Genomic DNA, 12,191 nt, shown 5'->3' with positions numbered 1-12,191 from the left:
GCGCCTGGCGCCACAAGGAAAGGAAATGCCTTGGCTAGCGTGACTTTCGAAAATGCATCCCGCCTGTTTTCAGGGGCAGCTAAACCGGCGGTTGACTCCCTGAACCTCCATATTGAGGACGGTGAATGCGTAGTTTTAGTAGGACCGTCTGGCTGCGGCAAATCCACATCGCTGCGGATGGTGGCCGGCTTGGAGCCGGCCACCTCCGGGCGCATCCTGATCGGCGGCAAAGACATGACCGGGGCGCGCCCGCGCTCGCGGGACGTGGCGATGGTATTCCAAAGCTACGCCCTCTATCCCAATATGACAGTCGCTCAAAACATGGGTTTCGCCCTGGAAAATAAGGGGATGCCCAAAAATAAAATTAAGGAACGGGTGCAGTGGGCAGCCCGGCTTTTGCAGCTGGAAGATTTGCTGGATCGCAAACCTGGTGCCATGAGCGGAGGGCAACGACAAAGGGTCGCCATGGGACGCGCCATTGTCCGCAAACCCACCGTATTCTGCATGGATGAACCGCTATCAAACCTTGATGCAAAATTGCGGGTTTCGATGCGGGGAGAAATTGCATCTTTACAAAGAGAACTGGGAGTAACCACCGTTTATGTCACCCATGATCAAGTGGAAGCCATGACCATGGGTCATCGCGTAGCGGTGATGGAGTCAGGGGTCCTCCAACAGGTAGCTACCCCCACTGACCTTTACCGCAAACCGGTAAACACTTTCGTTGCTTCCTTCATCGGTTCCCCGGCGATCACCTTGTTCACTCTGCCTATTAACTCTGAAGGTCAAGCTCTGTTGGGGGACTTGCCAGTACCAATTCCTAGAACGGTGCGCGCCCAGGTAAAAGAGCAAGTGGTATTGGGAGTGCGCCCCGAATCCTGGTTGCCCGCCAGCAGTGGGGAGACAGCGCTTTCCCTGACTACCCACATCATCGAACGTTTAGGCAGTCAGGCCTTCCTTTACGGGCAACCCCCGGAAAAGGTAGCTGCCACCCCGGATAGAGTTGCGGTGTTATTGCCGCGAGGGGTATTCCCCGATCGGGGCGAGATCTATCGAACCAAGCCCAATTTAGAAGAACTTTATTTCTTCGATCCGGCTACGGGACAGGCAGTGTCACAGGGGGCATCTTTGGCGGTTCCGGAAGTTAGCTAATCAGGGCAATAAAACCGGACAGTTAACTTAAACGGTCACGAAAAGCAGACCGGGAGACGGCTAAATTTAGCGATCTCCTCCTCTAGGTAACGATCAGTTCAGAAAATAATCCCTTCCCCCGATGGTTTTGCAAATCTGTGCAAAACCATCGGGGAAACTAATTGCAGCTAAAAGCCTTTCGGCTTATGAGAGGACGTGTATTTATAAAAAAACCGAGCGCGAATATGTGCAAACTCTTCACTATCCGCACGAGATTTAAGCGTGAGCGATAACCTAAAAAAGAGCCGCAGGAGCAGATTCTGGGGTAGTTATTGACGCGCGGCAGCGAGGCTGCGTTCGATTCTGGAGGCAAAGGGTGAGAAAACTAGAAGTCGATGTGGTGGTGATTGGTGGCGGAGCCACCGGCAGTGCCGTAGTACGCGACGTTGCCATGCGCGGATTCAAAGCCGCACTGGTAGATCGGGTGGATTTAGCCCAAGGTACCACTGCTAGGTTCCACGGATTACTGCATTCGGGAGGACGCTACGTAAAATCGGATCCCGAATCCGCAACTGAATGTGCAGAAGAGAACGATATTTTACGTAAAGTCGTTCCCCACGCCATCGAAGATACCGGTGGACTCTTCGTTACTACCTCAAAAGATAGCGAAGAGCACGCAGATATTTTCCTGGAGTGTGCTAATAAAACAAAAGTTCCGGCCTACGAAATTTCGGCGGCCGAAGCGCTAAAACGCGAGCCTCGTCTCGACCCGAAACTCAAGCGAGCTTTCGCGGTGCAAGATGCCACTATTGATGGCTGGAAAATGGTTTGGGGGTTTGCCCACTCCGCTAAAGAGTATGGCGCAGAAATCCTCCCCTACCACTGGGTTACCGGTATTGAAGTCACCAATGGAGCAGTCAGCGCTGTCACTTGTGAGGATCACAAGAACGGTGGGGAAAAAGTCCGCATCGACTGTAAGTTCATCATTAACTGTGGCGGCCCTTGGGCCGGCGAAATCGCCGCTATGGCAGGTTGCCATGATGTGAATGTGGTTCCGGGCGCCGGGATCATGATCGCCATGAATCACCGCATCTGCCAACACGTGATTAACCGCTGTATTTATCCTTCGGATGGGGACTTGATTGTTCCTGCCCATCAGGTAGCAATTATCGGTACTACCGACCAGGTGGCGCCTAGCGCTGACTTCCTACAGATAAAAGACAAAGAAGTACAGCAAATGTTAGACGCAGGGGATGCTCTGTTGCCAGGGTTCCGTCATTCTCGTCCTCTGCACGTATGGGTAGGGGCTCGTCCGCTGGTTAAAGACAACCGGGTGGCAGCTACCGATTCGCGCCATATGTCCCGCGGTATGTCAGTTATGGATCACGAGGAACGCGACGGGGTCAAGGGCATGCTTACCGTGGCGGGTGGCAAACTTACTACCTGCCGCTTGATGGCCGAACGTGCTGTAAACATTATGTGCGACATTATGAAGGATGAGCGTCCTTGTCGCACCGCCCAGGAAGCGGTTCCCGGGCAAGAGAACTCCCGGCAACATCGACTCACCGATCGCCTACAGGCACGGGAAAAAGAGTGGAATAAAGATCAGATTATTTGCGAATGCGAACTGGTTTCGCGGCGAATGGTGGAAGAAACCATTCAAGAATTCCCGAATGCTTCTCTCGATGATCTGCGCCGTCAGCTCCGCATTGGGATGGGGCCGTGTCAAGGCGGATTCTGCTCTATGCGTTGCGCCGGCATCGTTAACGAACAGGGCGCCGCCTCAGTTGAGCGGGCAACCAATATGATTTCCCTATTTATGAAGAATCGTTGGATTGGTATTAAACCGATTCTTTTCGGGGAGTCTGCCCGCGAAACCGCCCTCGATAGCTGGATTATGCAGGGCATTTTCGACCTGGAGCATGCGCCTGGAAAAGGCCAGCTGAGCGAGGTCGCCCTCAATCCGGTCGAACAAGAACGCGATAAACAGGAACGTGAAGCCGTAAAGGAGGCACTAGCGTGAGAGACGTAGTAGTAATCGGTGCTGGCCTTTCCGGTCTTAGCGCTGCAGTTCGGCTACTTAAGGCCGGACGGGAAGTTGATTTAATAACCAAGGGCATCGGGGGCATCCAGCTCGGTCAAGGCACGATTGACCTGTATGGATACAGCCCGGAGCGGGTAGATAATCCTCTCGCGGCGATCGACAAGTTACCTCAATCCCACCCTTACGGGAAACTGGGATCCCAGGCAGTTGCCGATTCTGCTAACTGGCTGAAAGAGCAGCTAGGGGCAGATTTACTGGCCGGCAGCCCAGATAAGAACGTATTCTTGCCCACCTGCCTAGGTGCTTGGCGCCCCACCTGCCTACCCCAACCGTCAATGCTGGCGGGCGCGCCTGAGGACGGTAAGAAATACGTAATCGTGGGGCTGCGCCGCCTCAAGGATTTTTATCCGCAATTGGTAGCCGAAAATCTGGAAAAACAAGAAATTCCCGGTGGAGGTAAAGTTTCGGCTCGCCACATCTGGATAGATATCCCGGTACGCCCGGGCGAGGCCGACACTTCCGGTTTGAACTTCGCCCGCGCCCTCGACACCGAGGATTTCCGCGCCAAATTCTGTGACGAGGTTAAACGCTATTTGAAAGACGGGGAGGTAGTTGGTTTCCCCGCGGTGTTGGGATTGAAGGATCTGGGCGCCTGGAAGGACATCTCTCGTCGCCTGGGGCATGAAGTGTTCGAGATCCCGATTCTGCCGCCCTCGATTCCGGGGATGCGCCTCAATGAGGCTCTCACTCAAATGGTGCGAGATCTGGGGGTACGCTACATTATCGGCAGTGAAGTGACGGGGCTAAACGTTAGTGATGGCCGGGTTGAATCCGTGACCTTCGATTCTGCTGGCTCGGAGACGACCCTTAAAGCTAAGCACTTCATCTACGCTGGTGGCGGCTTTGAATCCGGTACTTTACATGTGGATTCTTACTGGAACGTTACCGAGCGAGCCTTTAATTTACCGCTCGCAATCCCGAGCGGACCGCTGGTTCACGAAGACTATTGGGGGCCAGACCAGCCCTTGTTCGAAGTGGGGGTACAGGTCGATTCGCAGATGCGGGTACTGGATGCTTCCGGGAATGCGCTATATCAGAACCTTTATGCGGCTGGCGGATTGCTGGCGGGAGCCACTCGGTGGCGGGAAAAATCCGGTGACGGCATTGCTTTAGCTTCCGCTTTTAGGGCTTGTGAGACGATTTTGGGGGATACCAATGACTAAGGATTTACGTAATAAACCCGAGTTTAATCCGTTAATGCGCGCCAGCTTGGATGCTTGCGTCAAATGCACGATTTGTGAAACTCAATGCCCGGTGGCAGCGGTCACTCCCCTGTTCCCCGGTCCGAAATACGTGGGACCACAAGCAGAACGTTTCCGCAAGGGAATGTCGGTTGACCACACCATTGATTACTGCTCCAGCTGCGGTACTTGCACCTTAGTGTGTCCGCAGGGCGTGAAGGTGGCTGAGCTAAATAACGTGGCTCGCGCCGCGATGAAGCAGCAAAATGGACGCCCGCTGCGCGACGTGCTCATCTCCAACACCATGTTTATGGGCAAGGCGATGACCCCGGTGGCGCCGCTGGCGAACTGGGCACTGAAGCAAAAACCGATTCGTCAGATTGTAGAGAAGACTTTCGGGATTCACCATGAAGCGCCGATGCCGGTCGCTGACGGGTTTAGTTTTGAAAAATGGTTTAAGAAGCATACCCGCACTGCTCCGGCTCCCACTAAGGGCAAGATCGTGTTCTTCCACGGTTGTGCGGGTGAGTTCTTTGAAACTACTACCTCGATTCGCTCGGTACAGATTCTCGAGCACCTGGGATACGAGGTACTGGTACCTCCTCATGGTTGCTGTGGATTGGCGCAACAGTCTAATGGCCTTTACGACGGGTCAAAGAAACTGATTCGCAAGCTGGCGCATGATTTGAATGTCCCCGGGGATGACCTAACGATAGTTGGTTCTTCCGGTTCTTGCGTGGGCATGGTCAAGCATGAGGCTCGCGAGATTCTGGGAGTCCAAGACGAGGAGCTCACGCAGGTGTCGCGGCGTATCTGGGATATTTCGGAGTTCCTGCTGGATTTGTATGACCGGGGCGAACTGGATCTGGATAACTTGGAGCCGATGAACCTGACGGTTACTTATCACGCGCCCTGCCAGCTAAAATCCACGGGGATTGGCACCCCCGGTAAGCAGTTACTGGATAAGATTCCGGGACTGACGGTTCACGAATCAGGCGCTACCTGCTGCGGGATTGCCGGCACTTACGGGTTGAAACGGGAAAAATATGACATTGCGCAAGCAGTAGGCAAGACCGCATTCGATAAGATTAAGAGCACCAACTCTGACCTGGTAGTTTCGGATACCGAGACTTGCCGCTGGCAGTTAGAGAAGGGGGGCGGTAAGCCCGCTGTCCACCCAATCTATCTGTTGTTTGAGGCCATGGGGCTAAAAGATAGCTAATGCTGGGTTAGTTGGAGTTTAGGCTCCGCTGGCTTGTTATCTGTTTTGAGGACGCAGCTGGGCTGGTTATTTCAGGACACGACTTAACGCTTCGGCGATAGGTAAGTCGGGTTCTAGCCAGTCTAGCTGCGTTACTTTTTCTACCGGACTCCACTGCAGGTGGAGATGCGAATCCCCTGTTTGCAGGACTGGTAGCTCACGGGGATAGTAAAGCATTACTCGCATTTGGGCGCCTTTTAGTAGCGGCCAGTTCCCCGTCGGGAGCGGACCGGGCAAGATTTGTTTCAGCTGCGAAGACGGAATCTCCCAATCGAGCTCTTCTTTTATTTCCCTAACTAACGCTGCTACCGGTTCCTCGCCCTCGCGCACTTTCCCGCCGGGTAGCTCCCATTTGCCGCGTAGTTTTTCGGGGTAGGAGCGCTGCGCACAGAGTAGTTTGCTATCGCAAATGGCCGCTAACGCTACTACGAAAGTCATTCGTCCCTCCCTCTTGTTGAGTCGAACTTAGCCGCTTAGCTCATCGTGCCCGGTCTTTTTATTCTTACTGTAACCGCTCGTTTTGAGTGGAGCGCCGCTACTGGTTATACTCTAAAGGCGGCTAGATGCCAACGCGGGTGTAGTTCATCGGTAGAACGACAGCTTCCCAAGCTGTAGAGGCGAGTTCGATTCTCGTCACCCGCTCGAAGTGAGGAGAGCAAGCAAAAGGAGCTTGCTCTTTTTGCTTATTCGACGAACGAGGAGGGTCGTAGGGAGCGCAGCGACCGAACACCAGCTCCACTTCTTTTCGAAGCGTCACTTGCCCCAGTGTCCGACGAAGTGTCGCGGTCGCGAAAAGCGCGATGGGACGGCGCCAAAGCGCGTCTTGTAGGCTCACATGTGACGGGTCGTTGGAGTCTGCAAGCCCAAGCATTATCCTGACTGAACCGGGTAGCAGAGCGATCGCGCCGTTTTTCAACATGTCGTAACCCCATTTCATTGGGGGATGACAGTGGTGGGTTGTCAATCAGAAGGTCTATGACGTCTGCGGTGGCTGGTGAAAACTCGAGTTCGAGACCATAGGACGCCATCAGTTTGTAGAGTTCATCGACGCTACGCGGTGGATTTGTTACTCCCAGCATTTTGGCGGAAATCGCAGTTTGGGCTACATACGTATCGCATTGCACGGGTTTTAAGGGATGCGGACTGAGATTCTGATACGCGGTTAGGAACGACTCGATTTCCGCGCAATGAACCCACGTCAACAGGTGAGGATCAGATGCCGCATATGGGCGCCCATCCGGTAGCTCGCCCTTTATGTGGTCATGGATGCGACGCACGTGGGAGATCATTTTCTCCACGTCTTCTTTGCGTGCGAACGTGGTCGTCGCAACGTAGTCCGCGGTGCGTTGTAGCCGTCCCCACGGGTCATCCTGATATCCAGAATGTCCAGCCACGCCCGCCATTGCCAATGGGTGCAGACTTTGCAGTAGGAGGGCGCGGATTCCGCCAATGTCCATGGTGGGAGCACCCTGTACTTCCACGATTGGGTCCGCGTTCGTGAACCAGCGTTCTCCGAGAGCGCGCCAAATGAGGTCGGCTCGGTCTTTTCGGTCAGACCCAGCTACACGTTTACGAATGGCTTCAGCGAGCTGTTCACGAACTTGAGAGACAAACATATCTTCAGTGTTTCAATCAAGTCGGGGCTTCATGACTTTTGGGAAAATCGTGAAGCCCCGTGACGAAAAGCTAGATCCCTAACCTTGCTGGTTGGACCTGGTTGTACTTCTAGGTTGGCTGTTCTGACTCTGTTGCAGTATTAGCAGTTGTCGGTGGTTGGACTAGCGCGTTTAGTTTGGCGAGTTCTTCGGGGTGGGAGTTGTAGTATTTGCGGTGGTTGTCATAGGCATTCCAGGCTACGTCATTTCGGGCCATTTGGGCTTCGTCTTCCCAGCTGGGGTCATCTGGTGATACTCCGTAGAGTGTGAAGCGGCGGTGTTGGAGTTCTTCTAGTAGGCGGATGAAAGCCAGCGTGTAGTCGAAGCGCGTGTAGTCCAGGTTGATTTTCTTTTCACCTTTGTAGAACTTGTAGCGCTGGTTGGCAACACTGAGTTTGATGTCAGTGATTTCGTCGAAGCGGACTTCCTTATAGTAAATCTTGCCGAATTTTGACCAGACTTTGTCTTGGTCTACACCGTAGCGGCGGAACAGTCCGATAGCCGTCAGGGTGTACATAAAGAGTGCCATTAGTATTGGTGCGATAACCGAGGCGAGGTCATCATTGGTACCGCGGAAGTAAGCGGGTGTCATGACTAGTGCTGTTAGGGTCATTAGGAGTGCTCCGGGTATTCCCACACCCAGTAGAATTGGTGCCTGGTTAAATACTCGTGTTTCTTCGGGGTACTTGCTCATCTTCCGCAACAAGAGCGGCAAGTTCCGAGTGTATGGGGACCATATATCCTGTTCCGGCCCGAACTTCATCGGCTCAACCATTGAATAACTCCTTCTACTTTCCAAAAATTGGGGTTCAGTGCAGAAGCGTCCCAGGTTTTGTTCCGCTTATTATGTGGGTGCTAGTTGTTTAGCGTGGGTTTGATTATAGCGGGTTATCACCTTTTCGGGTGTGGGATAGTCCAGGGATTCGTGTAGGCGCTCATTGTTCCACCAGTGGACCCAGTTCATGGTGGCGAACTCAACCTCTGTCAGTGATGCCCAGGGGTGGGAGTAGATCAGCTCAGCCTTGTATAGGCCGTTGACCGCTTCGGCTAGCGCGTTATCGTAGGAGTCTCCCACCGCGCTCAAAATACATAAGGTACGCCGAGTTCTTGATTCTGTCGCTGTTTTCGCGGTATAGTGATTACCACTAGTACCGGCTCGCTTGTATCGGTTTCCGAGACAGGTCAGAGCCGGTCTTCATGTTTTTGGAAGCGGGTGGGCTGGTGGTCGATAAACCGTGGGTCAGTATCGATGAGCAGATCAATATCCTCACTCGTCGTGGCCTATTGGATGCCGGTGATTACCGCCGCGAGTTATCTACTGTCGGCTATTACCGGCTTTCGGGATACTCCTACCCGTTGCGCCAGTCAGCTCCCGAAGGCTCACCTCGGCGGCGTTTAGATCGTTTCGTTCCCGGCACACGTATGCATCACGCGGTTGAGCTGTACGAGTTTGACGAACAGCTGCGTCTTGCTGTGTGGCGGGCGCTATGCAAGCTGGAGGTGTGCCTGCGAGTTGACGTGGGGCACGTGCTGGGTGAGATCGATCCGTTCATTCACCTCGACCTCGAACGGATTTGGCCGTCAGGCGCAATGCATCGCCGTGCAGTACTGTTTACGCAGAAGCTAGCCCAAACGCAGTCGCGCTCTACAGAAGATTTCGTCATGCATTACAACCAGACCCACGATGGTCGTTTGCCGGTGTGGGTGGCCACCGAGATCCTCGAATTCGGACAACTCGTGACCCTGTTTTCGTTGGCTCCCTTCGAACAGCGTCGTCGCATTGCTGACAAGTACTTGGCTCGTGCCGACGAGTTGGAATCATGGATGCGCACTGCGAATTTCATTCGTAACGTATGCGCCCATCACGCCAGACTGTGGAACAGGCAACTCGTTATCCGTCCACTGGTCAGACACCGTCGCAGCGACCAAACGCTATCGGCCACGACACATTCTTCAGGACGCATGTACACCGCGTTGGTGCTCACCGCATTCCTCTTGCGACGAGGAAATTTCACCGCTGAAATACAGGCCATCAGCGACGTCCTAGACAGTTTCCCCACCGAAATTCCTGGTGTCGATCTAACGCATATAGGTGCCAGCCCCAGCTGGAAACAAGATCCCATCTGGACAATCAACAGCTAATCCTTACGGTAATAGGCGCACTCATACCCATCCGCATCCAACGGCAAACCTTCGGCTCATGCTGGGAGCGTGGACATCAGCTCGCACGCGTCAGTCACGGTGAAGCCAGAATCTGTGGGCTCGTCGATGACGATTTCGTCGTGCACATGCATCACAATCCGACGCCTAGCCTTAGTAACGCTAAGCATAGCGTGGACGAGGAGGTCACGAGCGATCGCCTCCACGATATTCTCGACAAGCTTCCCACCGTAGGTCTCTAACTGTCCCCAGCGGCGTGCTGTGGTGGTTCCGGTATAGGTGATGGACGTCCCGCCCCAACGATTCTCACCAAGACGCGGCTGAACATACGCCAACCGCCTACCGAATCCACTTATGCAACGTCCAACGCCCAGGGATAACCCAGCAACAAAACCGTTTTAGTCACCGACCCCGTACGCCTATACACCCTCAACGCCTGCCGACGCTGCTCCAAAGAATACGAAACATTCATAAAACACTCTCCAACAATCCGTCCGCACCCCCATTCAGGCATTAGCCCCCAAAAAACAACCCCAGAAACAACAAAACCCCTGTTCAACAGGGTTTTAAGGGTTCAAGCAACTTTTATCATTTTCGACGTCTAAGTATCGTTACATGTCGTGAGTGATAACAGCACCATTCAATGATGACCGCCTCTCAATGAATCTCATCTAGGAATATACATTTACCTTTTTCATATTGTCTTTGTGTAAAATGCTTGACAAATCAATAGACAATTCGGTTTAGGAATCACGTTGAAAAGAATCACGCCTTTATATCGGGCGGTAACGGCTGCTACAGCGGCTTTGTCGCTAGTGCTTACCTCTATGGGAGTTGCTCATGCAGCCGAAGTATCTAAACCTCATACAGTTCTCATACCTGACACCTCAGTTGCATCGCTATCAAATGGGAACAATGCGCAACTAGATGCAAGTGAGATAGAAGAATCATTTAGTCAAGCTGTTAATAATCATCAACCAGGAAAAACTGAAAGCATAAAAAACTTGCTATTGCGGCAAACCAGCTTTCTAATCTTCAAGAAGAAAAGAATACAGAATCTCCCGCAGTAATAAATCAGGAAAAACCCATTAAACCTGTGGTTTTTATAGAAGACGCGCATGTCATAAATGCTACTCAAGGAGAATCTGTTCATGTGAGCTCCAAAGACAATCTCGAATTCTTTCATAAAGTTACCTCTTCAGAAGAGCAAGTCATCGCGATTCTTAAATCTAGAGAATCTTCCCATGAGCAGAAATACGATCTTGCTTTACCTGAGAACATGAGTCTTAAGCTTCAGAATGATGGTAGTGTTGCGATTCTAGAGACAGTCACAGAGGATGTTGTCCTACCTGGTGAGAGCGAAAGAGTGGAAACTGCGGTAGAAAATATCGTTGGCAAAAATGAAGTGACATTCGAGGACATTGACAAGCTATCTGAGGATCAAATCTTGAAACTTGCTGAAATTCCCGATGAAGCTACAGACAGGAAAGTTTCAACTGAAATTGTTGGCATGGTTGAAAAACCGTGGGCTATTGACGCTAATGGCACTCCATTGGAAACTCACTTCAAAGTTAACGGCGATCAATTAACGCAAGTTATTGCAACCGATGAAAATACCACTTACCCTGTAGTTGCTGATCCAAAAATTGGCTGGTGGCTATGGAAAGCAGCTAAATGCACGGTTGGTGTTGCTTCTCTCGCTGCATTCGGTCCAGCAAAAATTGCGTTTGTTTCATCAAAGATCTACAAGGTTTTAAAGTTTGGGAAAACCGTTCAACTTAAAAACGCATTCCGATCCTGGTTAAGACTTGGTGGCACAAATAAGGCACGCTTTTGGATGATAATAAAAGAAGTAAAGAAATTCGCAAGCAATGTGAAATCAATGCGAAACATAAAGAGGGCATACCGTAAGTCGATGTCTTACAAATCAGGAGCTAACTCGCTAAATTTCCTTAAATTTGGAGGAAGTGCCGTTGCAGACATAATCGGAATAAAGAGTTGTGTAGACATGGCTAAACAGGCGTTCTAGATGGCTGGGCTTACAGGAAAATACTTAAATGGTGAAGTTAATAATTGAGTTTATTTTGTTTGGATGTTTAGCGGTATTTTTCTGCACTGTTTCTTGGCTTGAAATGCCTAATGCTAAAGATAAAAAAACTGGACGAAAACGTACTCTATATCAACGTTTACGTTTAGCTAATAGGCAACTACGCTTGCAGCTTTTCCTGGGAATTGCAGCGGCACTAGTTACGGTATTAGCTGCGCTTCAGCTACTAGGTATTATTCCCTACCTCGACATTGTTTAGGTCACGCATGTTAGTAAAAGAAAATACATCCGCTGTAGAATTGACTGATAGTTTTTTCTGTATGTTAGGTCGTTAGTATTACTGCTGGTGTGAATACGTTGAATACGGAACTATGAAACGTGAAACTGTTATGCTTTACGTCTCGGATTCACGCGCGAAAGCGCCGCTTACATTCGAACTAATTCCCCTGAAAATCTAGTCTCTAATGGAGCTAAGCCCCATCTAAACCCTTGTTTGATTGAAAGCATAAATATCAATTTCAGAAAGGAAGTAAAGGAAATCTAATAAAACGTTCCGGAGGTTTTCTCGTGGGCGGGTTTCGTGTTGTAGCCCCTTAGTGTTGAACTAGCTAACGGAACTTAACAATTACACCCTCGCGCGCCGGGGCGCGCT

The 12,191-nt window shown here is 51.5% G+C and carries 11 protein-coding genes, 1 tRNA gene and 2 pseudogenes; 9 read left to right on the top strand and 5 right to left on the bottom strand.

The window, feature by feature from the left end; translation table 11 throughout:
• The first annotated feature begins 30 nt into the window (after nt 1-30).
• The 4 genes from L0M99_RS03735 (at nt 31) to L0M99_RS03720 (ending at nt 5,638) form a co-directional block, all read left to right on the top strand.
• The gene (locus L0M99_RS03735) at nt 31-1,152 is read left to right on the top strand and encodes an ABC transporter ATP-binding protein (protein WP_024058372.1); all 1,122 of its coding nucleotides are present in this window, start codon (nt 31-33) and stop codon (nt 1,150-1,152) included.
• Nucleotides 1,153-1,507: 355 nt separating this feature from the next.
• Nucleotides 1,508-3,154: an anaerobic glycerol-3-phosphate dehydrogenase subunit GlpA gene (gene glpA / locus L0M99_RS03730; protein ID WP_024058371.1), complete on the top strand. Its 1,647-nt coding sequence runs from the start codon at nt 1,508-1,510 to the stop codon at nt 3,152-3,154.
• Nucleotides 3,151-4,398, top strand: a complete 1,248-nt coding sequence (gene glpB, locus L0M99_RS03725; protein ID WP_024058370.1) for a glycerol-3-phosphate dehydrogenase subunit GlpB — start codon at nt 3,151-3,153, stop codon at nt 4,396-4,398. The genes glpA and glpB overlap by 4 nt, the downstream gene beginning before the upstream one ends.
• The gene (locus L0M99_RS03720) at nt 4,391-5,638 is read left to right on the top strand and encodes an anaerobic glycerol-3-phosphate dehydrogenase subunit C (protein ID WP_024058369.1); all 1,248 of its coding nucleotides are present in this window, start codon (nt 4,391-4,393) and stop codon (nt 5,636-5,638) included. Before glpB ends, L0M99_RS03720 begins: the two co-directional genes overlap by 8 nt.
• A gap of 66 nt (nt 5,639-5,704) precedes the next feature.
• Here the strand turns inward: L0M99_RS03720 and L0M99_RS03715 are convergent, their stop codons facing one another.
• A complete protein-coding gene (locus L0M99_RS03715) occupies nt 5,705-6,115 on the bottom strand; it encodes an NUDIX domain-containing protein (protein ID WP_024058368.1) in 411 nt (136 codons plus the stop codon).
• A gap of 133 nt (nt 6,116-6,248) precedes the next feature.
• Between L0M99_RS03715 and L0M99_RS03710 the strand changes: the two genes are divergently transcribed.
• Nucleotides 6,249-6,319 (top strand) — tRNA-Gly (locus tag L0M99_RS03710).
• Between the two features lie 41 nt (nt 6,320-6,360).
• On the opposite strand, the gene L0M99_RS09985 is transcribed toward L0M99_RS03710, so the two are convergent.
• The 3 genes and pseudogenes from L0M99_RS09985 to L0M99_RS03700 all read right to left on the bottom strand — a co-directional run.
• Complete coding sequence (locus L0M99_RS09985; protein WP_353934890.1) at nt 6,361-7,080, bottom strand: oxygenase MpaB family protein; 720 nt, start codon at nt 7,078-7,080, stop codon at nt 6,361-6,363.
• 322 nt (nt 7,081-7,402) lie between these two features.
• Entirely contained in the window at nt 7,403-7,945 is a 543-nt protein-coding gene (locus L0M99_RS03705; RefSeq protein ID WP_238127810.1) for a hypothetical protein, read from the bottom strand.
• Nucleotides 7,946-8,176: 231 nt separating this feature from the next.
• A pseudogene (locus L0M99_RS03700) lies at nt 8,177-8,416 on the bottom strand (integrase core domain-containing protein); the annotation flags it as partial.
• A gap of 113 nt (nt 8,417-8,529) precedes the next feature.
• Here L0M99_RS03700 and L0M99_RS03695 point away from each other — a divergent pair.
• Nucleotides 8,530-9,474: an Abi family protein gene (locus L0M99_RS03695; protein WP_238127809.1), complete on the top strand. Its 945-nt coding sequence runs from the start codon at nt 8,530-8,532 to the stop codon at nt 9,472-9,474.
• A 56-nt stretch (nt 9,475-9,530) separates the two neighbouring features.
• Here L0M99_RS03695 and L0M99_RS09905 read toward each other — a convergent pair.
• A pseudogene (locus tag L0M99_RS09905) lies at nt 9,531-9,836 on the bottom strand (DNA polymerase); the annotation flags it as partial.
• A 411-nt stretch (nt 9,837-10,247) separates the two neighbouring features.
• Between L0M99_RS09905 and L0M99_RS03690 the strand changes: the two are divergent.
• The 3 genes from L0M99_RS03690 to L0M99_RS03680 all read left to right on the top strand — a co-directional run bounded on the left by L0M99_RS03690 (nt 10,248) and on the right by L0M99_RS03680 (nt 11,798).
• Complete coding sequence (locus L0M99_RS03690) at nt 10,248-10,562, top strand: hypothetical protein (protein WP_024058322.1); 315 nt, start codon at nt 10,248-10,250, stop codon at nt 10,560-10,562.
• A gap of 83 nt (nt 10,563-10,645) precedes the next feature.
• Complete coding sequence (locus L0M99_RS03685; protein WP_238127808.1) at nt 10,646-11,521, top strand: hypothetical protein; 876 nt, start codon at nt 10,646-10,648, stop codon at nt 11,519-11,521.
• A 28-nt stretch (nt 11,522-11,549) separates the two neighbouring features.
• Nucleotides 11,550-11,798, top strand: a complete 249-nt coding sequence (locus L0M99_RS03680; protein WP_024058320.1) for a hypothetical protein — start codon at nt 11,550-11,552, stop codon at nt 11,796-11,798.
• Nucleotides 11,799-12,191: the final 393 nt, after the last annotated feature.

Source organism: Varibaculum cambriense (assembly GCF_022133705.1).
GTDB classification, from domain to species: domain Bacteria; phylum Actinomycetota; class Actinomycetes; order Actinomycetales; family Actinomycetaceae; genus Varibaculum; species Varibaculum cambriense_A.
The sequence above is the reverse complement of the archived record's forward strand: the minus strand, read 5'-3'. Positions and strand labels throughout refer to the sequence as shown.